The sequence below is a fragment of the Microbacterium sp. NPDC057741 genome (assembly GCF_042798735.1).
Classification (GTDB): domain Bacteria; phylum Actinomycetota; class Actinomycetes; order Actinomycetales; family Microbacteriaceae; genus Microbacterium.
Genome location: NZ_JBHVJW010000007.1, coordinates 224,338 through 247,706, shown reverse-complemented (window position 1 = coordinate 247,706; position 23,369 = coordinate 224,338). Strand labels below are relative to the sequence as shown.

19 protein-coding genes and 1 riboswitch are annotated in these 23,369 nt (G+C 69.9%); of the genes, 2 read left to right on the top strand and 17 right to left on the bottom strand.

Features of this window, described 5'->3' with window-relative positions; genetic code table 11:
- Positions 1-145 precede the first annotated feature (145 nt).
- Positions 146-1,414, top strand: a complete 1,269-nt coding sequence (locus ACFVDO_RS18945; protein ID WP_378857562.1) for a CoA transferase — start codon at positions 146-148, stop codon at positions 1,412-1,414.
- A gap of 7 nt (positions 1,415-1,421) precedes the next feature.
- Here ACFVDO_RS18945 and ACFVDO_RS18940 read toward each other — a convergent pair whose 3' ends face one another.
- The 15 genes from ACFVDO_RS18940 to ACFVDO_RS18870 form a co-directional block, all read right to left on the bottom strand.
- Positions 1,422-2,222 carry a DUF4184 family protein gene (locus ACFVDO_RS18940; protein WP_378857560.1) on the bottom strand — a complete coding sequence of 267 codons (801 nt, stop codon included), beginning with the start codon at positions 2,220-2,222 and terminating at the stop codon, positions 1,422-1,424.
- A gap of 40 nt (positions 2,223-2,262) precedes the next feature.
- Entirely contained in the window at positions 2,263-3,564 is a 1,302-nt protein-coding gene (gene tyrS / locus ACFVDO_RS18935) for a tyrosine--tRNA ligase (protein ID WP_378857558.1), read from the bottom strand.
- 26 nt (positions 3,565-3,590) lie between these two features.
- Positions 3,591-4,274: a hypothetical protein gene (locus ACFVDO_RS18930; protein ID WP_378857556.1), complete on the bottom strand. Its 684-nt coding sequence runs from the start codon at positions 4,272-4,274 to the stop codon at positions 3,591-3,593.
- Positions 4,271-4,912, bottom strand: coding sequence for a SatD family protein (locus ACFVDO_RS18925; RefSeq protein WP_378857554.1), 642 nt, complete (start codon positions 4,910-4,912; stop codon positions 4,271-4,273). Before ACFVDO_RS18925 ends, ACFVDO_RS18930 begins: the two co-directional genes overlap by 4 nt.
- A gap of 84 nt (positions 4,913-4,996) precedes the next feature.
- Complete coding sequence (argH, locus tag ACFVDO_RS18920) at positions 4,997-6,421, bottom strand: argininosuccinate lyase (protein WP_378857552.1); 1,425 nt, start codon at positions 6,419-6,421, stop codon at positions 4,997-4,999.
- Positions 6,418-7,353 (bottom strand): ornithine carbamoyltransferase, encoded by a 936-nt coding sequence (argF, locus tag ACFVDO_RS18915; RefSeq protein WP_378857550.1) that lies wholly within the window; start codon positions 7,351-7,353, stop codon positions 6,418-6,420. Before argF ends, argH begins: the two co-directional genes overlap by 4 nt.
- Positions 7,350-8,552 (bottom strand): acetylornithine transaminase, encoded by a 1,203-nt coding sequence (locus tag ACFVDO_RS18910; protein ID WP_378857548.1) that lies wholly within the window; start codon positions 8,550-8,552, stop codon positions 7,350-7,352. The genes argF and ACFVDO_RS18910 overlap by 4 nt, the downstream gene beginning before the upstream one ends.
- Positions 8,549-9,448, bottom strand: a complete 900-nt coding sequence (argB, locus tag ACFVDO_RS18905; RefSeq protein ID WP_378857546.1) for an acetylglutamate kinase — start codon at positions 9,446-9,448, stop codon at positions 8,549-8,551. The genes ACFVDO_RS18910 and argB overlap by 4 nt, the downstream gene beginning before the upstream one ends.
- On the bottom strand, positions 9,445-10,602 hold the full coding sequence (gene argJ, locus ACFVDO_RS18900) for a bifunctional glutamate N-acetyltransferase/amino-acid acetyltransferase ArgJ (RefSeq protein WP_378857544.1): 1,158 nt from the start codon (positions 10,600-10,602) through the stop codon (positions 9,445-9,447). Before argJ ends, argB begins: the two co-directional genes overlap by 4 nt.
- Positions 10,599-11,651 carry an N-acetyl-gamma-glutamyl-phosphate reductase gene (argC, locus tag ACFVDO_RS18895; protein WP_378857542.1) on the bottom strand — a complete coding sequence of 351 codons (1,053 nt, stop codon included), beginning with the start codon at positions 11,649-11,651 and terminating at the stop codon, positions 10,599-10,601. Before argC ends, argJ begins: the two co-directional genes overlap by 4 nt.
- Before the next feature lie 248 nt (positions 11,652-11,899).
- Complete coding sequence (locus ACFVDO_RS18890) at positions 11,900-14,050, bottom strand: bifunctional hydroxymethylpyrimidine kinase/phosphomethylpyrimidine kinase (protein WP_378857540.1); 2,151 nt, start codon at positions 14,048-14,050, stop codon at positions 11,900-11,902.
- On the bottom strand, positions 14,047-14,898 hold the full coding sequence (gene thiM, locus ACFVDO_RS18885) for a hydroxyethylthiazole kinase (RefSeq protein WP_378857538.1): 852 nt from the start codon (positions 14,896-14,898) through the stop codon (positions 14,047-14,049). The genes ACFVDO_RS18890 and thiM overlap by 4 nt, the downstream gene beginning before the upstream one ends.
- A riboswitch (TPP riboswitch) is annotated at positions 14,890-14,983 on the bottom strand. Its footprint overlaps the gene before it by 9 nt.
- Positions 14,984-15,052: 69 nt before the next feature.
- Positions 15,053-17,557 (bottom strand): phenylalanine--tRNA ligase subunit beta, encoded by a 2,505-nt coding sequence (gene pheT / locus ACFVDO_RS18880; RefSeq protein ID WP_378857536.1) that lies wholly within the window; start codon positions 17,555-17,557, stop codon positions 15,053-15,055.
- The gene (pheS, locus tag ACFVDO_RS18875; RefSeq protein ID WP_378857534.1) at positions 17,557-18,606 is read right to left on the bottom strand and encodes a phenylalanine--tRNA ligase subunit alpha; all 1,050 of its coding nucleotides are present in this window, start codon (positions 18,604-18,606) and stop codon (positions 17,557-17,559) included. The genes pheT and pheS overlap by 1 nt, the downstream gene beginning before the upstream one ends.
- A gap of 34 nt (positions 18,607-18,640) precedes the next feature.
- The gene (locus tag ACFVDO_RS18870) at positions 18,641-20,059 is read right to left on the bottom strand and encodes a GntP family permease (RefSeq protein ID WP_378857532.1); all 1,419 of its coding nucleotides are present in this window, start codon (positions 20,057-20,059) and stop codon (positions 18,641-18,643) included.
- A 97-nt stretch (positions 20,060-20,156) separates the two neighbouring features.
- Here ACFVDO_RS18870 and ACFVDO_RS18865 point away from each other — a divergent pair, with 97 nt between their 5' ends.
- Entirely contained in the window at positions 20,157-21,662 is a 1,506-nt protein-coding gene (locus ACFVDO_RS18865) for a gluconokinase (RefSeq protein ID WP_378857530.1), read from the top strand.
- A 25-nt stretch (positions 21,663-21,687) separates the two neighbouring features.
- Here ACFVDO_RS18865 and ACFVDO_RS18860 read toward each other — a convergent pair whose 3' ends face one another.
- A complete protein-coding gene (locus ACFVDO_RS18860; RefSeq protein ID WP_378857528.1) occupies positions 21,688-22,593 on the bottom strand; it encodes an amino acid ABC transporter permease in 906 nt (301 codons plus the stop codon).
- Positions 22,590-23,237 (bottom strand): amino acid ABC transporter permease, encoded by a 648-nt coding sequence (locus tag ACFVDO_RS18855; protein WP_378857526.1) that lies wholly within the window; start codon positions 23,235-23,237, stop codon positions 22,590-22,592. The genes ACFVDO_RS18860 and ACFVDO_RS18855 overlap by 4 nt, the downstream gene beginning before the upstream one ends.
- Positions 23,238-23,369 lie beyond the last annotated feature (132 nt).

The window sequence follows — 23,369 nt, the reverse complement described above, 5'->3', positions numbered from 1 at the left end:
CCGCTTGGTGGGGAGCTGGGCCTTCCGGCCTTTCGCTCAACCGCTTGGGGCGAACAGGTAATAACTTACGCGGATCCCGAGGATCGGGCAAATCGCGGCCAGATCTCGGGCGTGTCGTGCACTGCCTCCGGCGTAGCGTTGCCACATGACCACTGTGCTGGAGCGGATCTGTGCGGAGCTCGACATCGAAGGCGTCCTGCCCGAGGAGCTCGCCGCTCCCCCTTATCCCGTGCCCCTGCCCTCCCGGCTCGCGACGGGGGACCTGGCCTGGGCGGCCGTCGTGTCCGCGGTCCTCGCGGCCGGCGACACCCTCGCCCCAGCCCCCGACAGGATCGCGGCGGCCTATCGCAGCGCGGCAGTCCTGCGGATCGATGGCGCCGCTGCCGACGTCTGGGCTCCACTGTCCGGCTTCTGGCGCACGCGCGACGGATGGGTGCGCACGCATGCGAACTACCCGCACCACGCTGTCGCGCTCCTCAGCGCGCTCGGCATGGATGACGCATCAGATGCACCCTCCGCGTTCGCCGCCGACGCCACCGACTCCCTCGTCGCTCGCATCACCGACGCCGGAGGTCTCGCCGTCCCCGTCGCCCATGAGAATCCAGACCGCGATGCCGAACTGCGCATCAGCCCTCTGGTCGAGACTCTCGAACTCGGGCCCGCCTCCGTTCGCCGCTCCCTCGTGACAGGACCACTCACAGGCATCCGGGTTCTCGATCTGACCCGCGTGATCGCGGGGCCGGTGTGCACGCGCACGCTCGCCGCACTGGGTGCGGACGTGCTGCGCATCGATCCCTCGCACCTGGCGGAGCCGGAGTGGCAGCACCTCGACAGCGGACACGGCAAGCGCTCGGCACTGCTGGATGCCCGGACCGAGCGCTTCGCCGAGCTACTCGCCGCAGCAGATGTTATCGTGCTGGGCTACCGGCCCGCCGGCCTCGCTCGTCTCGCGCTCTCGCCCGCGGCCGTCGCCGAGCGGAATCCGGGGGTCGTGATCGCGCAGCTCAGCGCTTGGGGGTCCGAGCAGCCTGAGCGCCGCGGATTCGACAGCCTCGTGCAGGCCGAATCCGGCATCGCGATGATCGAGTCGGCCGATGGCATGACGCCCGGCACTCTTCCGGCCCAGGCCCTCGACCACTCCGCCGGCTATCTGCTCGCGGCCGGAATCTGCCGCGCGCTGCGCCGGCGCACCGGCCGCACCCTGCTCGTGCGCACATCTCTGCGACGCGTCGCCGCCGAGCTGCTCGGGATGCCGCGCGCGGACGCACCCGGACCGGAGACCACCGACGATCCGACCATGCACACCGAGGAGTTCCGTGTCGGCGATCACCTCGTCCGGACAGTGCGCTCCGCGCTGCCCGGACATCCGTTCGCCGCACCGCGGCCCTGGGGCGGGGACGAAGCGACCTGGTGAACGGACGTCACCGGGTTCCGGATGCGGCCTTCGCCGGAATCCGGATGACGATGGCCGCGCACAGCGCGAGCGTCGCAACACCCCACAGCCCGCACACGGGCGGAAGGGTGCGGTACGCGAGGTGCGCGGGCGTGAAATCCGCCGTGAACGGCCCCCAGGCCGCGAAGCCTACGGCGACCGCGAGGATCAGAAGCACCGGAAGCGCGACGATCCATACCAGCGGCACCCATCGCGGCACGGACTGCTCGGCGGCGCCGACCGGGCGGCGACGCAGCCACAGCACGGCGTACACCGCCAGCACGATCACACCGATCAGCCCCGACCCGTACTGCAGCCACTTGTAGCCGAGGATGCCGCCCCACGTCTCGTCGAGGATCGGGAACAGCTGCACGCCCCAGCGCCCCTCATGCGTGAACGAGTCCCACAGGATGTGCGATGCCACGCCGATCATGAGCGACACCAGCAGGAGCAGCGGATACCAGGGCTCCCCGTCGCGCCAGAACGTCCGGCGGGCAGCATCGGCTCCCCTCGTCCGCCACTCACCGGGCAGGCGCGCGGCGACCGTCGCGGGGACCAGCTCGACGGATGCCGGGCGCAGCACAACTCGCCAGATCAGCAGCAGAAGAGCCGCGATCAGGCTCGTCCAGAGCAGGTTCGGCACCGCATGCAGGAACTTGTAATCGGGCCCGAACGCCCGGAGGAACAGCGGCAGGTCCGGGGTCATCGCTCCGATCGCGATCGCCGCCGGCACCAGCGGTGTTCGCACGAACGGCAGCGCGACGATGGCATGACTCGGAGTGAAGGGCACTGGACGAAGCTACCAACGACCCCGGCGCAGCTCCTGGAAGTCAGCCCGGGAACACCCCGGCGAGGGTCTTCTTGCCACGGCGCAGCACGGAGACACCGCCGGGCAGCGCGAACGGCACCGTCGCATCGACGTCCTCGACCCGCTGACCGTCGATCGAGACGCCGCCCTGCGAGATCGCACGGCGCGCCTCCGACGCGCTCGACACGAGCCCGGTCGACACCAGCGCATCGAGCACCGACGTGCCGGCATCCGCCGTCGCGTTCGGCAGCTCGTCCAGCGCCGTGCGCAGCGTCGCGGCATCCAATGCGGTCAGGTCGCCCTGGCCGAACAGCGCCTCGGATGCTGCGATGACGGCAGCCGTGGCATCCGGCCCGTGCACGGTCGCGACCACCTCGAGGGCGAGACGCTTCTGCGCCGCGCGGCGGAACGGCTCGGTCTCGACGAGCTGCGCATATTCGTCGATCTCGGCGCGGGTGAGGAACGTGAAGATCTTCAACCGCTCGATCACGTCGGCGTCGGCCGTGCCCAGCCAGAACTGGTACATCCGGTACGGGCTGCACATGTCGGCGTCCAGCCAGATCGCGTTGCCCTCGCTCTTGCCGAACTTGGTGCCGTCGCTGTTCGTGATCAGCGGCGTGCCGATCGCGTGCGCGGAGGCGCCCTCGACGCGGTGGATCAGATCGGTTCCGCTGGTGAGGTTGCCCCACTGGTCGCTGCCGCCGGTCTGCAGCACGCAGTCGTACTGCCGGTACAGCTCGAGGAAGTCCATGCCCTGCAGGATCTGGTAGCTGAACTCGGTGTAGCTGATGCCGGCATCGGAGTTCAGGCGCGCGGCGACGGCGTCCTTCTTCAGCATGGTGCCGACGCGGTAGTGCTTGCCGATCTCACGCAGGAAGTCGATCGCCGACATCGGCGCGGTCCAGTCGAGGTTGTTCACGATCCGGGCGGAGTTCTCGCCCTCGAAGCTGAGGAAGCGCTCGACCTGGGCGCGCAGCCGGCCCACCCACTCCTCGACGGTCTCGCGGGTGTTCAGCGTGCGCTCCGCCGTCGGACGCGGATCGCCGATCAGGCCGGTCGATCCGCCGACCAGGCCGAGCGGCTTGTGCCCGGCGAGCTGGATGCGACGCAGCAGCAACAGCTGCACGAGGTTGCCCAGGTGCAGGCTCGGAGCCGTGGGATCGAAACCGCAGTAATACGTGATCGGGTCCCCGGCGAGCAGCGCGCGCAGCGCTTCCTGGTCGGTGGACACGTGGACGAGTCCGCGCCACAGCAGCTCGTCCCACACGTTCTCGAACGTGGGATCGAGCGCCACCGGCGCTGTCGTCAGAGCGGTTTCAGACACGCGCTCAAGAGTATCAGCGCGTTACTTCAGAGATTCGCCGCCCACCACACCAGCAGCGCGCCGCCGAGGGCCATCGCCCAGCTGACCAGGCTTCCCACCAGGAAGTACTCCGCGCGCGCGCCGGTCTCGCCGTCCTTTGAGATCTCCGGGAAGCGCACGATGCCCTTCGCCGCGAGCAGCGCAGCCAGCAGCGAGTATGCGGGCACGAGCATGAGCAGGAACGCGAGCACACGCTCCAGCGGGCCGATCAGCCGGCCGCCCTTGAAACCGCCCTCCGTCGCGGTCGGCTTCCAGGTGTGCTCCCCCGCCAGCGCGGCGCGCACCACCACATTGCCGGACTCCAGCAGGAACACGACGACACCCATCGCCAGCACGGCGAGGTCGGGCGAGACTCGGCCGAAGGGCGACTCCAGCCATCCGGCCGGCGCTCGGTCACCGAGCACGACGACCGAGGCGACGGAGGCCACCGCCAGCACCACAGCGGGCCAGAAGCCCTGCCGTCGATCCGGACGGTCGGGCATGCTGAGCAGCCAGGCTGCGGCACCGGCAGCCGCGGCGATCATGTATCCTGCGGCGTCGCAGAACGAGCCGATGAGGATCAGGACGATCGCCGAGACGGCGTAACCGATCCAGCGCCGGGAGGCCGGGACGAACTGCCGCACCATGTCGACGGCACCGATCGCGAACAGCAGCAGGCCTGCGAGGATCATGCGCTCGCGCCCTGCAGCTGCTCGACCCCTGCGATGAGAACGTTCGCGCCGGACGCGCGCAGCGCCTTGGACACGCTGGGCTGCGTCACGCCCTCCTGCGCGGCGAGCTCCCGCTGGGACAGCCCCTCCAGCCTGCCCAGGGTCAGGCGTCGCTCCCGCCCGCTCATGCGCGAGACGGTCTCGTCGCGCAGCAGCAGATACGCGTTGGATGCGGCGATTGAGGAGGGCATGACCTCATCCTGGCGTGGAGCGCCGACAATCCAGGTGCGGATGCCCGGCATGCCGCGCTGCCGCTCGTGCACGGATTCGATCGCGTCACGGGCGGCGTACCAGGCGGTGCCGTCGGAGAGCTCGGTGTGCGCCGAGGAGACGTCGTGCACCTCGCCGATGCCGAGGCCGAACCGGAACTCCAGCCCCTCGGGCAGCGCGAGCTGCACCAGCAGCAGCGAGATCAGGGCGTCATCAAGGCGGGCATACACGCCCTGCTGCTCGTCGCCGACCGTGGGCCGGAGCGGCCGCAAGGCGAGCGGATGCCGGCTCTCGATGCGGGCGATGGTGCCGTCGAGCTGCTGCTGAGCGGCGGCTCGATCCTGCAGTCGGCGCGAACCGACGATGTCTGCGATCACGGCGATGACCATGGCACAACCGTAACACGAATATTCTCTAAATATGCGTGTTCTGGTTATTTACCAAAGACATGCGCGTATTGGGCATGCGCCTCGTCAGAGCCCGAGCGCGTGCGCGGCCTCCTGAGTGCGCGCGATCAACTCCGCACGCTGCTCGGCCACACGAACCGGCGCGGTGCCGCCGGCACCCGAACGGGATGCCACGGACCCCTCGATCGAGAGCACCTCCCGCACCTCGGGCGTCAGGTGCTCCGACACCGAGATCAACAGCTCATCCGAAGCATCCTCAAGGCCGATCCCTCGCTGCTCGCAGGCGCGCACCAGCGCGCCGGAGATCTCGTGGGCGTCACGGAACGGAACGCGGCGCTTGACCAGCCACTCCGCGACATCCGTCGCGAGCGAGAAGCCCTGCGGCGCCAGCTCGGCCATGCGCGCCGTGTCGAACCGCAGCGTCGCGATCATGCCCGCGAACGCCGGCAGCACGACCTCGAGTGTGGCGACGGAGTCGAACACCGGCTCCTTGTCCTCCTGCAGATCCCGGTTGTACGCGAGAGGCAGGCCCTTGAGGGTCGCGAGCAGCCCGGTCAGGTTGCCGATCAGACGACCCGACTTCCCGCGCGCGAGCTCGGCGATGTCGGGGTTCTTCTTCTGCGGCATGATGCTCGACCCGGTCGAGTACGAGTCGTCGAGAGTGACGAAGCCGAACTCGCGAGTGTTCCAGAGGATGATCTCCTCGGACAGACGAGACAGGTCGATGCCGGTCATCGCCGTCACGAACGCGAACTCCGCGACCACGTCGCGAGCCGCGGTGCCGTCCAGAGAGTTCTCCGCCGGACGGTCGAGACCCAGCTCACGGGCCACCAGCGCCGGGTCGAGTCCGAGCGTGGAGCCGGCCAGCGCGCCGCCGCCGTACGGCGAGACGCCGGCGCGACGGCGCCAGTCGACCAGGCGCTCCAGTTCGCGCACGAGCGGCCAGGCGTGCGCCTGCAGGTGGTGCGCGAGCAGCACCGGCTGCGCGTGCTGAAGGTGCGTGCGACCGGGCAGGATCGCGTCGGGGTGCGCCTCGGCCTGCGCCACCAGCGCGTCGATGACGCGCAGCAGATCGCGAGCGATCACCCTCGCGTGGTCGATGAGATACATCCGCACCAGTGTCGCGATCTGATCGTTGCGGCTGCGCCCGGCCCGGAGACGCCCGCCCAGCTCGGCCCCGACCTCGGCGATGAGCGCCTTCTCGAGCGCACCGTGCACGTCCTCGTCACCCGGATCGGGCAGCAGAGTGCCGTCCGCGATCTTCGCGGCCAGTGCGTCCAGGCCCTCATGCATCCGCGCGGCCTCATCGGCCTCGAGGTACCCCGCCGCCTCGAGCGCGGTGGCGTGCGCGTGCGAACCGGCGATGTCGTACGACGCGAGGATCCAGTCGAAGTGAGTGGATCGGCTGAGCTCGGCGAGCTCGGGCGACGGTCCGCCGGCGAAGCGGGCGCCCCAGAGCGCGCCCTCGTTGGTGCCGTGCGCCTCACTCATGCTGCATCCTTCTGCTTGTCGAGCAGCCACACCAGCAGCGCCTTCTGCGCATGCAGGCGGTTCTCGGCCTCGTCCCAGACCACGCTCTGCGGGCCGTCGATGACCTCGGAGTCGACCTCGTAGCCGCGGTCGGCGGGCAGGCAGTGGATGAAGATCGACTCGGGGTCGGCCAGGCTCATGATCTCGGAGGTCACCTTGAACCCGCCGAGGTCGCGCAGGCGCTGCTTCTTCTCCTCCTCCTTGCCCATCGAGACCCACGTGTCGGTGACGATCACGTCGGCACCGAGGGCCGCCTCGCGGGGGTCCTCCAGCAGAGTGACCGAACCGCCCGTCTCGGCGGCGCGGCGCTCGGCGTCGACGACCACGTCGGCACGCGGCGCGTAGGCCTCGGGTGAGGCCATCCGCACATGCATCCCGGCGGTGACGCCGGCCAGCAGGTAGGAGTGCGCCATGTTGCTGCGGGCGTCGCCGAAGAACGTCAGCGTGAGCCCGGCGAGTTCGCCCTTGTGCTCACGGATCGTGAGCAGGTCCGCCAGCAGCTGACAGGGATGGAAGTCGTCGGAGAGCGCGTTGATCACCGGTACGCGAGTGCCGCGGGCCATCTCCTCGAGGCCGGACTGGGCGTAGGTGCGCCACACGATCGCGGCGACCTGCCGCTCCAGCACGCGAGCGGTGTCGGAGGGTGTCTCCTTGCCGCCGAGCTGACTGTTCGCGGTCGAGATGATCAGCGGAGAGCCGCCGAGATCCGCGATGCCGACCGCGAACGACACGCGGGTGCGGGTGGACGACTTGTCGAAGATCACCGCGACGGTCTGCGGGCCGGCCAGCGCCTTGTTCGCCCAGCGATCCTTCTTCAGTTCGAGCGCGAGATCGAGGATCTCGGCCTGCTCGGCAGGGGTCAGGTCGTCGTCGCGCAGCAGGTGGCGGGTCATGCGGGGGTCTCCGTAGGGGTGAGAGTGGATGCCACGGCGGCGAGCGCCTGGCCGAACAGGTCGAGGAACTCCGCCACCTCGGCATCGCCGATCGTGTAGGCGGGGGCGATGCGGATCGCGTCCTCGATGGGGGCGTTGATGATGAGACCGCGCTCCTGCGCCGCCTCGCGCACCGCGGCGGCGACCGGATGCGACAGGGTGATGCCGATCAGCAGGCCGGCGCCGCGGGTGCCGGTGACGAGGGGCAGGCGCGAGACGGCGGCGCGCAGCTCGGCGCCGCGCGCGTTCACGTTCGAGAGCAGATCCTCGTCCTCGATGTGGCCGAGCACCGCGTTGGCGACGGCGGATGCCAGCGGGTTGCCCCCGAAGGTCGAGTTGTGCGTCCCGGGGTAGAACAGGTCGCTCGCGGCACCGAAGGTGATGAGCGCCCCGAGCGGGAACCCTCCCCCGATGCTCTTGGCCAGCGTGATGGCGTCCGGGGTGATCCCGAATCGCTGGAACGCGAACCACGCGCCGGTGCGGCCGGACCCGGTCTGCACCTCGTCGAGGATCAGCAGCGCGTCGTGCTGAGTGGCCAGCTCTCGAGCCCGCTGCAGGAAGCCGTCCGGCAGCTCGATGACGCCGGCCTCGCCCTGGATCGGCTCGATGAAGATCGCGGCCACGCTGTCGTCGAAAGCCGCCTCGAGGCTCTCGATGGAGTGCTGCACCGTGCGGATGTCCGGCACGGCCGGCTGGAACGGGTCGCGGTAGATCCCCTTCGGCGTCAGCGACAGCGCACCCATGGTGCGGCCATGGAATGCGCCGTCGAGCACCAGGATCGTCGTGCGCCCCGTCTTGTTCCCGTGCAGACGGGCGAGCTTGATCGCCGTCTCGTTGGCCTCTGTACCGGAGTTCGTGAGGAACACCCGGCCCTGCTCCCCCGTGCCCGCGAGGCGCTTCAGTCGCGCCGCGAGCTCGAGCTGCGGGTACGAGGCGAAGTAGTTCGAGACATGCGCGAGGGTCGCCGCCTGCTCCGACACGGCCTCGACGAACACCGGATGCGCGTGTCCGAGGCAGTTCACCGCGATGCCGCCGAGGAAGTCGAGATAGCGGGTGCCGTCGGCATCCCACACGTGCGATCCCTCGCCGCGGGTGAGCAGCGCGAGCCGCCCTCCGAGGCCCATCAGATCGCGGGATGCGTCGTTCTGCCAGTCGCTCATGCCAGGGCCACTTCCGTTCCGATTCCCTTACTCGTGAACAGTTCGACGAGCACCGAATGCGGCACCCGTCCGTCGATGATCGCCGCGGCGTCGACCCCGCCCTCGACGGCGTCGAGGCAGGCGCGCATCTTCGGGATCATGCCTGACTCCAAGCGCGGGAGCATCTCGGTGAGTGCCTCGGCGGTCAGGTGCGACACCAGCGAATCGCGGTTCGGCCAGTCGGCGTAGAGTCCCGCGACATCGGTGAGGATCACCAGCTTGCGAGCTCCCAGCGCCACAGCGAGCGCGGATGCCGCGGCATCCGCGTTCACGTTCAGCGACTGTCCCGGGTGGTCGAGGTCGGGCGCGATCGAGGAGACCACGGGAATGCGACCGGCCGCGAGGTGGTCGAGCACGGGCGTCGGGTCGACCTGCACGACGTCGCCGACGCGACCGAGATCGACCTCCTCGCCGTCGATCATGACGCCACGGCGGCGGCCTCCGAACAGTCCGGCGTCCTCACCGCTGAGGCCGGTCGCGATCGGCCCGTGCGAGTTGATCTTGCCGACCAGCTGGGGGTTGACCTGCCCGGTGAGCACCATCCGCACCACGCTGATCGCCTCGGTGTTGGTGACCCGGTAGCCGCCCTTGAACTCGCTGGGGATGTCGAGCCGGTCGAGCATGGTGGAGATCTGCGGGCCGCCGCCGTGCACGACCACGGGCTGTACTCCGACGTAGCGCAGGTAGGCGATGTCCTGGGCGAAGGCGTCCTGCAGCTCATCGCTGACCATGGCGTTGCCGCCGTACTTGACGACGACGATCTGGTCGCGGAACTTCTTCAGCCACGGCAGCGACTCGATGAGCGTGGCGGCCTTCTCGGCGGCCACGTCGGGCGGGGTGTCCTGCAGATCTGTCATGAGGAGTAGGCGCTGTTCTCGTGCACGTAGTCGTGGGTGAGGTCGTTGGTGAGGATCGTGGCCGTCTCGTCGCCGACCTTCAGGTCGATGATGAGGTCGGTCGCGCGCGAGGTCAGGTCGACCTCCTCACGCGGGCGGTCGGGGCCTCCTGCGGTGCAGACCCGCACGCCGTTCATGAAGACGTCGGTGTCGTACGGGTCGAACTCGGCACTCGTGGTGCCGATCGCCGCGAGCACGCGGCCCCAGTTCGGGTCGTTGCCGAAGATCGCCGCCTTGAAGAGGTTGTTGCGCGCCACCGAGCGCCCCACCTCGACGGCGTCGGCGACGGATGTCGCACCGCGGACCTCGATGGTGATGTCGTGGCTCGCGCCCTCGGCATCCTGCTGCAGCTTCTTCGCGAGCTGCCCGCACAGGTCGGCGAGTGCCGCATCGAAGGCATCGAGGTCGGGCTTCACTCCGCTGGCGCCGTTGGCGAGCAGGGTGACCTGATCGTTCGTCGACATGCAGCCGTCCGAGTCGAGCCGGTCGAACGTGGTGCCGGTCGCGCGGCGCAGAGCCGCATCAGCCTCATGCGCCTCGAGATCGGCGTCGGTGGTGATCACGACGAGCATCGTGGCCAGACCAGGCGCGAGCATGCCTGCGCCCTTGGCCATGCCGCCGATCGTCCAGCCGTCGCCGGTGACCACCACGGTCTTCGAGACGGTGTCGGTGGTCATGATCGCCTCGGCGGCGGACTGGCCGCCGTCGGCGGACAGCCCGGCGATGCCGCGCTCGACGCCGTCGAGCACCTTGCCCCGGAACACCTCGTCGCCGGTGCCGATCAGGCCGGTGGAGCAGACCACGACGTCGCCGGCGCTGACGCCGAGCAGTTCGGCGGCCTTCTCGGCGGTGAGGTGGCTGGTCTGGAAGCCGAACTCACCGGTGAAGCAGTTTGCCCCACCGGAGTTGAGCACGACGGCTTCGACGACCTTGTCGGCCACGACCTGCTGCGACCACAGGATCGGGTTGGCCTTGGCGCGGTTGCTGGTGAACACGGCGGTGCCGACCTTGCGAGGACCGCGGTTCACGACCACGGCGACATCCGGCTTGCCGGTCGACTTCAGGCCGGTGGCGACACCGGCCGCCTCGAATCCCTGGGGGGCGGTGACGGTCACGGTGCGACTCCGTTCACGGTGAGGGCGCGGTCCTCGGGGAGGCCGAGCGCGAGGTTCATGGACTGGACGGCAGCGCCGGCGGTGCCCTTGACGAGGTTGTCGACCGCGGTGACCACCGTCACGCGGTTCGCCGCGCGATCGATCGCGAGGCCGATCAGCGCGGTGTTGGCGCCGAGCACGTCGGCGGTGCGAGGGAAATGCCCTTCGGGCAGCAGCTGCACGAACTTCTCGTCGCCGTAGGCCTGCTGCCACGCGTCACGGATGTCGGCGTCGGTCGCGCCCGGCGCGATCGGCGCTGTCGACGTCGCGAGGATGCCGCGTGCCATCGGCACGAGGACAGGGGTGAAGGAGATGCGGATGCCGTCCCCGGCGACCCCGCCGGCTGCGGCGAGCGCCTGACGGATCTCGGGGATGTGCCGGTGCGTGCCGCCGACCGCGTAGGGGTTGGCGGTGCCGAGCAGCTCGCTGCCGAGCAGGTGGGGCTTGAGGCTCTTGCCCGCCCCGGAGGGGCCGACCGCGAGCACCGAGACGATGTCACCCGGATCGATGACGCCCGCGGCGACGCCGGGAGCGAGGCTGAGGCTCACGGTCGAGGCGTTGCAGCCGGGTGCGGCGATGCGGGTGGCTCCGCGCAGGTATTCCCTCTGCTTCACCCCGTCCACTGTGAGTTCCGGGACCCCGTAGGTCCACGGCTCGTGGAACCCGCCGCCGTAGAAGGAGTCCCAGGCATCCTGCGACGTGAGCCGATGGTCGGCGCCCGCGTCGATGACGAGCGGAGTGTCGCCGAGCGCGTCGGTGTACTGCCCGGACTGGCCGTGCGGCAGTGCGAGGAAGACGATGTCGTGTCCGGAGAGGATCTCCGGCGTGGTGTCCTGCAGCGTCAGGTGTGCGAGCGAGCGCAGGTGCGGCTGGTGCTGCACGAGTGGCTGGCCGGCGTTGGAGTGGGCGGTGACGGTGCGGATCTCGATGTCGGGATGCGCGGCGAGAAGGCGCAGTATCTCGCCGCCCGCATAGCCGGAAGCGCCGGAGACGGCGACGGAAAACGTCATGGATCTACCTTAACGGTCGGAGATGAGCGGGACCGGGGCGGCGACACCGGCACTCTCCCCATCCGAACGCAGGACAGGAGCGCGGGGTCGCCTAGACTCGGCGGCCGCCACGGCGTCGGCGCACAGGAGCAGCGCTCAGAACGCCCTTCTCGGCGCGCTCGCTCAGGAACCGCGAGGCGGGAACGAGTGCGGCCGAGGACATGCCGCGACGATATCGCTCTCGTCGCGGCATGTGCAAATCCCCGGCGTCACACGACCGGTGCAGCCTCCGGCATCGGTGCGGCGAAGAAGTCCAGCTCGAGCTGCGACGCGCGCTCGAACGCCGCGTACATGCGGGCGCGCTTCGCCGGTGAGGCACCCACCGCAGCAGCAGTGACGATCTCGATCGCGCGCCGGTTCGCCTCCGCGAACGCGGGATCGGCGTAGGTCGCGAGCCAGGATGCGTACGGATGCGCAGGGTCGAGTGCGTAGGCGCCGAAGTCGCCCGCCCCCAGCCGCTCGCCCAGGTCGGCGTACAGCCAGTAGCAGGGCAGCACCGCCGCGACGAGCTCGGCGTAGTCGCCGCCGAACGCGACGGCGCGGAGATGGTCGAGGTAGGCGATGGTGACCGGCCCCGCCTCGGCGTTGAAGGTCTCCTCGCCGATGCCCTGCGGCGTCAGCCAGGACGCGTGCAGCTCCAGCTCACCGGCGATCGCACCCTGCGCGCCCTGCGCCCAGAACGCCTGCTCTGCCGAGGTCGGCGCCAGCGAGGCGGCGGCCGCCAGGACGCGTGCGTACTCGCGCAGGTACAGGGCGTCCTGCGCGAGATAGAACACGAACGCGTCCCGCGGCAGGGTGCCGTCGGCGAGAGCGCGGATGAACGGCAGTTCGTCGATGCCCCGGCGGATGCCGGTGATCCGCTGCCACCACTCCCGCCCGATCTGCTCCGCGGTCGGCTCGGTGTCCAGCCCGCCGCGCGCCCACAGGCCGGCGAAGTGCGACACCGGTCCCTTGCCGCGGCCGAGGTCGAGAGCGGAGCCTGCGGCGATCGACTCGCGCAGCCAGGCCCGCGACTCGGCGACCGCCGTGGGCCAGTCCGCCCCGGCGGCGCGGCGAGTGGCCAGGGCCGAGGAGAGCGAGCATCCGGTGCCGTGGGTGTTCTCGGTGCGGATCCGCGGATCGGTGAACGCGGCGAGCGCACCGTCGGGGCCGACCAGCGCATCCGGAGCCTCGGCAGAGTCGAGATGTCCTCCCTTGACGAGCACCAGCACGCCGTGGCGCTCCGAGAGCCTGCGCGCCTGCTCCTGGGCGGCATCCCAGTCTGCGGCCGGCGGCTCGCCTGCGAGCACGGCCAGCTCGGGCAGATTCGGCGTGACGACGTCGGCGAGCGGCAGCAGCACGCGGAGCGCGTCCTCGGCCTCGGCGTCGAGCAGCCGGTCCCCGCTGGTGGCGACCATCACCGGATCCAGCACCACGGTCTCCGGCCGGACCGTGTCGAGCCAGTCCCCCACGGTGCGAATGATCTCCGCGCTCGCCGGCATCCCGATCTTGACCGCGTCGACGTCCACATCGTCGGCGAGCGCATCCAGCTGGTCGCGCAGGAACTCGGCCGGCGGCACGTGAACTCCGCGCACGCCCTGCGTGTTCTGCGCGGTCAACGCGGTGATCGCCGCCATGCCGTAGCCGCCGTTCGCGGCGATTGATTTGAGGTCGGCCTGGATGCCCGCTCCGCCGGACGGGTCGCTCCCTGCGATGCTCAGCACCCGCGGCGGACGGTCGCCGTGCCATGCGCGCAGGAACGCACGCGTCGCCGCGCGCGGGTCCGCCGCGGCGCAGATCGCCGAGACCACCGCGACGCCCACGGCGCCGGCAGCGCGCAACGGGGCGACATCGTCCATGCCGATCCCCCCGATCGCGACGCAGGGCAGCGGACTCTGCGCGGCGAGGGCTGCGAACCCGGTGACGCCCAGAGCGGGCGGATGGTTCGGCTTGGTGGTGGTCGGATGCACCACGCCGACACCCAGGTAGTCGACGGTGCCGGCAGGCAGGGCGCGCACCGCATCGAAGTGCGCGGCGGTGTTGGCGGTGAGGCCGACGATCGCGTCAGGGCCGAGCGCGGCACGGGCGTCGAGCACGGAGGCATCCGACTGGCCGAGGTGCACACCGTCCACGCGGGCACCGCGGCGTCGCGCCTCCAGGGCGGCGTCGAGTCGGTCGTCGACGACGAGCAGCGCGCGGCCGGAGATCACATCCGACAGCTCGACGAGCTGGTCGACGATCTCGGCGTCGGTGGCGTCCTTGTCGCGCAGCTGCACGATGCGCGCGCCGCCGGCCACGGCCTCGACGACGACCGCCGCGACACCACGCGGGCCGCTCAGCGCGGTATCGGTGACGAGGTAGAGCGAGAGGTCGAGACTCATCGGACGACCTCCGGCGCGGCGATCTCGACGCGAGCGTCGTCGAGATCATCGGACGAGATCACGGCGAGCGCATCGAGCAGCGCTACGGCGAAGCTGCCGGGGCCGTCCGACGCGGCGGCCGCGCGCTCGGCGGCGATCTCGTAGACGAAGGATGCTGCAGCCACCGCGTGCAGCGCCGGGATGCCAGTGCCGCGTGCGGCGCCGAGGAACGCGGCCATGACGGCGCCGAGCGCACAGCCGCCGCCGGTGACCCTGGTGAGCAGTGAGGTGCCGTTCGCGATCCGCACCTCGGTCTCGCCGTCGGTGAGCAGATCCACCGGCCCCGAGACGGCGACCACGCTGCCGTGCTCGCGCGCCAGGAGACGTGCCGCCTCGGCCGCGGCATCCGTCGTGTCGGTCGCGTCGACGCCGCGCCCGCCGGCGCTGAGACCCGCCAGCGCAAGGATCTCCGACGCGTTCCCGCGGATCGCGGTGGGACGGCGGCCGACCAGGTCGCGGGCGAGGTCGGTGCGGATCGGCAGCACGCCGATCGCGACAGGGTCGAGCACCCACGGTGTACCGGCGGCGGAGGCTCCGCCCACCGCTTCGAGCGTCGCGGCGCGCTGCTCCGGCGTCGGGGTGCCCAGGTTCACCAGCAGCCCGGAGGCGATCGAGGCGAACATCCCGGACTCGCCGACGATGTCGACCATGGCCGGCGCCGCGCCGACAGCGAGCAGTACGTTGGCGGTGAAGCCGGTGACCACGCTGTTGGTGATGCAGTGGGTCAGCGGCGGGGCTGCGCGCAGCTCAGCCAGCAGGCGGGCGGTGTCCTCGAGGAGGACGGCGGGCGGGTGCAGAGGATCGCTCATGGGCGACATCCCTTCGCTAGTACGAACTAGATCAGGTTCGACGGGTGTGTTCTCAGCCGCAGATGCGGCACCCCGTGTCACTGCCCGCGAGTCTATCGGCATGCAGAAGAGCGGCACCCGCCGATGACGGATGCCGCTCTTCGTGATCGATCGATCAGTCGCGGATGCTCGCTCCGAAGCGCTCGGTCGCGACGGCGACGCCCGCGAGCTTGGCCTCGGTGGCCTCGGCCGCGGTGAGCGTGCGATCGGGAGCGCGGAAGCGCAGCGCGAAGCTCAGGCTCTTGGAGCCCTCGTCCACGCCCTCGCCGCGGTAGTCATCCACCAGGGTCGCAGCCTCGAGCAGGTCGCCGGCGCCCGCGACGAGCGCGGCGCGCACCTCGGATGCCGGCACGGTGGCGTCCACGACAAGGGAGACGTCCTGCGTGGCGGCGGGGAACGTGGACAGCGATTCCACCACGACGCGCTCGCCCGCCAGGGTCAGCAGGCGATCCAGGTCGAGCTCGAGCACCACGGCTCGGCCGGGCAGGTCGGCGTCCGCGGCGACCTGCGGGTGCAGCTCGCCGACGTATCCGATCTCCTCGCCGCGCACGCTCAGCGCACCGGCGCGACCGGGGTGCAGAGCAGCCCGCTGTGTCTGGGCCACATCGACGTCGACGCCGGCCGCGACTGCGATGACCTGCACTGCGTGCAGGGCGTCGCCGAGGCTGGCGTACTCGGCCGAGCGACCGGGCTGGCGCGGCGTGACGTTGCCGGTCAGCAGCACGGCGATGTTGCGCGGCTGCGGCGGGATCGACGCGTTCAGCTGCGCGAGGACCTCGTCGCTCGGACGCTGCGCCAGCGGCGGCACGAAGTCGGTGCCGTAGGTCACGCCCTCTTCGGGCGCGAACACCAGACCGGTCTCGAAGATCGCAAGGTCCACCAGGCCGCGCGCGATGTTGCGGTGCGCGGTCTGCAGCAGACCGGGCAGCAGCGAGCGGCGCAGGAACGGCGCCTGCCCGTCGAGCGCGTTCGCCAGACGGATGCTGGGCAGGTGCTCGCCCGACGCCGATCCGTGCAGGTCGTTCTGCGCCTCGGTCGTGAACGGGAAGGCCGGAGTCTCCACGAAACCGGCGGCCGCCACGGCATCCGCCACGCGCTTGCGGCCCTGCTGCAACGGGGTGTACCCGCGGCCGGACGGCGGGGTGGGCAGCACGGACGGTATGCGGTCGAGCCCATGGATGCGGGCGACTTCCTCGACCAGCGTCCACTTGTCGGTGAGGTCGGGGCGCCAGGTCGGCGGGATGACGAACCATCCCTCATCGGTAGAGCTGACCTCCCCGCCGATCATCTCGAGTGCGCCGGTGACCTCGTCATCGGTGTAGTCGACGCCGATCAGGCCCTGCGCGAAGCCGCGCGGGAGGCCGATGCCGGCGATCTCGACCTCGGCGAAGAGCGCTCCGCCCTCGTCGGTCAGCTCGCCGCCGGCGAGCTCGACCATCAGGTCGGCGACGCGGCGGGCCGCGACGAACGGGATCAGCGGGTCGACACCTCGCTCGAAGCGCTTGGACGCCTCGCTGGGCAGCTTGTGACGACGTGCGGAGCGCGCGATCGTCACCGGGTCGAAGGTGGCCGCCTCGATCAGCACGTTGCGGGTGGTGCCGCTCATCTCCGTGGTGCCGCCGCCCATCACGCCGGCCAGGCCGATCGGGCCTGAGCCGTCCGTGATCAGCAGGTCCTCGACGTGCAGCGCCCGATCCTGGCCGTCGAGCGTGGTCATCCGCTCGCCCTCGGTGGCGCGGCGCACGACGATGCCGCCCTGCAGCTTGTCCAGGTCATAACCATGAACGGGGTTTCCGAGCTCGAGCATCACGTAGTTGGTGATGTCGATCAGCACCCCGAGCGAGCGCATGCCCGCGAGCACCAGGCGCGCGATCATCCACGGCGGGGTGGGACGCGACGGGTCGACGTTCCGCACCACGCGTGCGACGAATTCACGGGCTCCCGCGTTGCCGCGGATCGGGTTCCGGTCGTCGACCGATACCGAGAAGCCGGAACCCGGCTGCAGCTCGGCGAAGTCGCGCTCGGCCGGGTCGCGGAACGCCCCGCCGGTGGCGTGCGAGTACTCCCGTGCCACGCCGCGCAGCGAGAACGCGTAGCCGCGGTCGGGCGTCACGTTGATGTCGACCGCGAAGTCGTCCAGGTGCAGCAGCTCGATGGCGTCCGTGCCGACCTCGGGATCGAGACCCAGCGTGGACAGCACGATGATGCCGTCGTGCTCGTCGCCGAGACCCAGCTCGCGGGCCGAGGCGATCATGCCGTCGGAGATGTGGCCGTAGGTCTTGCGCGCCGCGATCGGGAACGGGCCGGGCAGCACGGCACCGGGCAGGGTCACCACGACCTTGTCACCGGCGACGAAGTTGTGCGCGCCGCAGACGATGCCGCGGACGCCGCCGTTCGCCTCGCCGACGTCCACCTGGCACCAGTTGATGGTCTTGCCGTTGGACTGCGGCTCGGGCTCGACGGACAGCACCTGTCCGATGACGACGGGGCCGGAGATCTCGAAGCGGTGGATGTCCTCCTCTTCGAAGCCGACCGACACGAAGGACGCCAGGACGTCCTCCGGTGTGGCATCCGCTGCCACATCGACGTACTCGCGCAGCCATGAGATCGGAACGCGCATCACACCACCATCCCGAACTGCTCGCTGAAGCGGACATCGCCCTCGGCCATGTCACGCATGTCCTTCACATCGCTGCGGAACATCACCGCGCGCTCGACACCCATGCCGAACGCGAATCCGCTGTACACCTCTGGGTCGATGCCGGCCGCGCGCAGGACGTTGGGGTTGACCATGCCGCATCCGCCCCACTCGATCCAGCGCGCGCCGCCCTTGAAGGTCGGGTGCCACAGGTCGAGCTCCGCGGAGGGCTCGGTGAACGGGAAGTAGTTGGTGCGGAACCGAGTCTTCGCCTCGGCGCCGAACATCTGCTTGGCCACGTGGTCGAGGGTGCCCTTCAGGTGCGCCATCGTGATGCCCTTGTCGATGACGAGTCCCTCGAACTGCGTGAACACCGGCAGGTGGGTCGCATCGAACTCGTCGGTGCGGTACACCCGTCCCGGGCACAGCACGTAGATGGGCAGCTCACGGCCGAGCATCGACCGCACCTGCACCGGGCTGGTGTGCGTGCGCATCACCAGATGGCGGGAGCTCGGGTCGACGTAGAAGGTGTCCTGCTCCTGGCGGGCCGGGTGGTCCTCGTCGAAGTTCAGCGCGTCGAAGTTGAACCACTCGTGCTCGAGCTCAGGCCCCTCCGCGATCTCCCAGCCCATGCCGACGAAGATGTCGCTGATCTGCTCCTGCATGAGGGAGATCGGATGCCGGGCGCCGACACGCGCGTGCGAGGTGACGGCCGTGATGTCGACCCGCTCGGCCTCGAGGCGCGCGGCCGTCTCGGCCTCGGCGAGCTCGGCCTCCTTCGCGGCGAGCGCCTGCGAGACGCGCCCGCGGCCCTGGCCGACGAGCTTGCCGAAGGTGGCCTTGTGCTCGGGTGCGACCTGGCGCATCGACGCGTTCAGCACGGCGAGAGGCGACCCCTCGGCGACGTGCGCGGAGCGCGCGGCCTTCAGCTCTGCAGTATCGGATGCCGCGGCGATCGCCGCCAGCGCGGCGTCGACGGCGGACTCCACCGCCTCCGGGGTGATCTGGGGTGTTTCGGGAGACTCTGACACGAGAACCGAGTCTACCGGCGCGCCTGCGGCCCCCTCACACGATCAGGCCGAGCACCAGCACGCCGAGCAGGCCCACCACCGACACCGCGCACTCCATCAGGCTCCAGGTGCGGAAGGTCTGTCCGACCGTCATGCCGAAATACTCCTTGACCAGCCAGAAGCCGGCGTCGTTCACGTGCGAAAGGAACACGGATCCTGCGCCGATCGCCAGCACCATCAGCGCGACGTGCGTCGCGCTGAGGTCGCCGACCAGCGGAGCCATGATGCCTGCGGCGGTGATCGTCGCGACGGTCGCGGATCCGGTCGCCAGACGGATGACGACGGCGACCAGCCAGCCCGCGATCAGCAGCGGGATGCCGGAACCGGCGATGCCGTTGCCGATCACCTGCCCGACCCCCGAATCGACCAGGGTCTGCTTGAATCCGCCGCCCGCACCGACGATGAGCAGGATCGAGGCGATCGGCGCAAAGGCCGCGCCGGTCTCCTTCGACACCTCGCCCATGCTGCGCCCGAGGGCGGTGCCGAGCACGATCATCGCGTAGAGGGACGTGATCAGCAGCGCCTGCAGCGGCGTGCCGATCCAGACCAGGATCTGGCCGAAGAGCGAGCCGTCCGCCCCCGTCGCCTCGACGACGGTCATCAGCAGCATCAGCACAACCGGCAGCAGCACGACCGACAGCGCGACGCCGAACGACGGGCGCCTGCGCTCCTCCTCGCTCCGTTCGTCCACCGCGGTGAGCAGCTGGCTCGTGGCCTGAATGGGCACCCACCTGGCCATCGGCTTCGCGAGCACAGGGCCGGCGATGATCACGGTCGGGATCGCGACGATCAGTCCGAAGGCGAGGGTCAGTCCGAGGTTCGCGCCCAGCGCGTCGATCGCGATCAGCGGGCCGGGGTGGGGCGGCACCAGTCCGTGCAGTGCGGACAGGCCGGCCAGCGCCGGGATGCCGACCAGGATGACGGGCAGCTTCGCGCGCTTCGCGACGAGCATGACGATCGGGATCAGCAGCACCACGCCGACCTCGAAGAACAGCGGGATGCCGATGATGAAGGCGGCGAACGCCATCGCCCAGGGCAGCCGCTTCAGCGGCGTCTTGGCGAGGATGGTGTCGACGATCTCGTCGGCGCCGCCGGACTCGGTGAGGAATCTACCGATCACCGCGCCGAGCACGATCAGCACACCCACGCCGCCCACAGTCGCCCCGAGTCCCGCGGAGAACGACGTGAACGCGTGCTCGAAGCCCATGTTCGCGGTGATCGCCATCACCGCTGCGCCGAGCATCAGGGCGAAGAACGGATGCATCTTCACCCAGACGATCAGCACCACGATCACGACGATCGAGACGACCGCCGCGATGATCAGCTGCGTCGTGCCCGCAGAGGGCTTGATCGGATCTGCCAGAGGGAGGAGCCCGCTGAGCAGGGCTGATCCGGAACTCAAGGAAACGTGCATGACGAACTCCTCACTCACTGCGGCGGGTCGGCCCCGACCCGTGCCGTACCGCACACGCTAGCGGACGGATAGGATCGGCCGCGAGAGGGGTGAGCAGATGGCGCACGACGACGTTCCGACGACCCGCAGCATCACGATCGAGGATGCTCCCGACCCCTTCATCCTCGCGATCGACATCGGCTCGGGCTCCACCCGCTGCTGCCTCTACGACGCATACGCGCGGCCCGTGAAGAAGCGCATGGCGAAGGCCGATCACCTGTTCACCGAGGCCGCGGACGGGACCGTCGAGATCGACGCCGATCAGGTCACCGACGAGGTCGCCGACCTGATCGGGCAGGTCACAGAGGGCATCGCGCCCGGCCGCATCCGTGCCGTCGTGATGGACACGTTCGCCTCGTCGTTGGTCTGCGTCGACTCCGACGGCGGCGCGCTCACGCCCTGCTTCACCTACGCGGACTCGCGGTCCGCGCCCTACCTGGCACGGCTGCGCGCCCGACTGGACGAGACGGCCGTGCATCAGCGCATCGGCGCGCGCCTGCACACCAGCTACCACCCGCCGCGGCTGCTGTGGCTGCAGGACGAGTTTCCCGAGGTGTTCGCCCGCACGGCGAAGTTCCTCTCGCTCGGCGAGTACGTCTACGCCCGCCTGGCGGGCGTAGAGGGCGCTGCCACGTCGACGATGGCGTGGGCCGGCATCCTGAACAGGCACACCTGCGAGCTCGATGACGAGCTGCTTGCCGAAGTGGGTGTCGACCGCTCGCGCTTCGCGCCGATCGTCGACCCGGATCAGCCGATCACCGACGTCTCCCCCGACGTCGCCCGCCGCTGGCCGGCGCTCGACGGTGCAGCGTGGTTCCCCGCAGTGCCGGACGGCTACGCGTCGAACGTCGGCGTGGGAGCCGACACCCCGGATGTCGCGGCGATGTCGGCAGCGACCTCGGGTGCCATCCGGGTGATCGTGGACGGCACGCCGGAGGTGCTCCCCTCGGGGCTCTGGGCCTACCGCGTCTCGAGGTCGCAGTCGATCGTGGGCGGCGCGCTGAACGACGTGGGCCGCGTCATGCTGTGGCTGCAGTCCACTCTCGCGCCGGCGCCACTGGAGGCGATCGAGCAGGTGCTCACCGCTCCCCCATCCGCGGGCACCCCGCTCATGCTGCCGTTCCTCACCGGCGAGCGGGCGACCGGCTGGGCCGGCGACGCGCGGGCTGTCCTCACCGGGGTGTCGTCATCGACCGCCCCTCTGGACCTGTGGCGCGGCGCCGCGGAGGGCGTCGCCGTGTCGTATGCCCGAGTGTTCGCGCAACTCGTCGACGCCAACCCGGGCGTGCAGCGGGTGATCGCCTCCGGTGGAGTCACCGGCCACTTCCCCGGTCTGATGCGCATCGTGGCGCAGGCGATCGGGTTCCCGGTGCAGGTCGTGAACGTCAAGCGGGTGACCATGCGCGGCGCAGCGGTGATCGCGCTGTCCGTACTGGAGCCCGATCGTCCGATGGCGCAGATCCCGCCTACCGATCCTGTGCTTCCGGACGCCGCGGAGCGGGCGTACTACGCCGATCTCCGCGAACGTTTCACCGCGACCTACGACGCGGTGATCGCTCCGTAGGTCGCGGCGCGATCACCGCGGTTGCTCAGATCTGGTCTTTGCCACCGAGTGCCTTCTGCACGGCGATCACTTCGGTGAGAGTCGCGTCGTCATCCGCGGCCGGGTCATGCGGCATGCCCAGCCCCCTGACCTTCGGCGAGCGGGAGGTCTTCTTCTCGACCCACTTCGCGATCGCGGCCAGGATCAGGCACATCACGATGTAGATGCCGCCGATGACGATGGCGGATTGCAGGATCGGGCGTCCCTGCTGGGAGCCGAGCAGCTTCGCGAAGTACAGCAGTTCGGGGTAGGTGATGATGAATCCGAGTGCGGTGTCCTTCAGCGTGACGACCAGCTGGGAGATGATCACCGGGAGCATCGCCCGGATCGCCTGCGGCAGCAGGATCAGCATCATCACGCCGCTCTTGCGCAGGCCGATCGCATACCCGGCCTCTTTCTGGCCGCGCGGCAGCGCCTCGACGCCGGCGCGCAGCGCTTCAGCGAGCACAGAGCCGTTGTACATCATCAGCGCGAGCACGACCGCCCAATACGGCGACATCTTGACACCGAGGACGGGCAGGCCGTAGAAGAGCAGCATCATGAACACCAGCACCGGCACAGCCCGGAAGAACTCGGTGATCACGGTCACCGGTACACGCACCCAGGCATGGTCTGACAGGCGTCCGATGGCGAGGAGGAAACCGAGCGCCATGCTCAGCACCGCAGCCATCCCGAATGCGGCCAGCGTGTTGCCGAGGGCCGTGAGGATCTGCTCCCACACGACGGTGAAGGTGAACACGCTCCAGCGCGAGGCATCGAACTGGCCGGTCACCGCGAAGCGGTAGACGATGAAGCCGATCAGGGCGAGCACGACCAGCACGGTCACGACGCCGAGAATCAGGTTGCGTCGTACGGCCTTCGGGCCTGGGACGTCGTACAGCACGGAGCTCATCGCGCGATCCTCCACTTGTTCTCGAGGCTTCGCTGAGCCCAGCTGAGGAGCATGACCAGCACGACGAAGATGGCCGCGACCCAGAGCAGGACGACCAGGGCGTTCTCTCCGCGCTCGCTCATGAAGGCGCGCACGGCGCCGAGCTCGGTTATCGAGAATCCGGCCGCCACCGTGGTGTTCTTGAGCAGGGCGATGAACACGCTCATCATCGGCGGAACGACGGAGCGGAAGGCCTGCGGAAGGATCACCAGGGTCATCACCTGGCCGAACGGCAGACCAATCGCACGGGCAGCCTCGGCCTGCCCGACCGGCACCGTGCCGATGCCGGCACGCAGGACCTCGGCGACATAGGTCGCCGTATAGGTGCCGAGAGCAACGATTCCGAGCGTGACGGTGTTGAGTCTCGGGAGCCCCAGCTGGGGGTATCCGAAGACGAAGAAGAAGAAGACCAGCGTCAGCGGGGTGTTGCGCACCAGGTTGACGTAGACCGTGCCGACGCCGCGGGCGATCGGCACAGGCGAGACGCGCATGGCTCCGACGATGATGCCGAGCACGAGTGCGAGCAACCCGCCAGCGAAGAAGAGGATGAGCGTGTTCCCCAGTGCCTGGGGCCACAGATCCATGTTGTCGAAGATGACCCCCATGGAGCCCCTCCTGTCCGGTGCGAGGTCGGGGGGGGGGGGGGGCGCCCCCCCCCCCCCCCCCCGGCTTGGCCCGCCCCGCGACCCGCTACGACGTCATAGCGCCCGGCGAATGCGGGATCACCGGCGGGACCG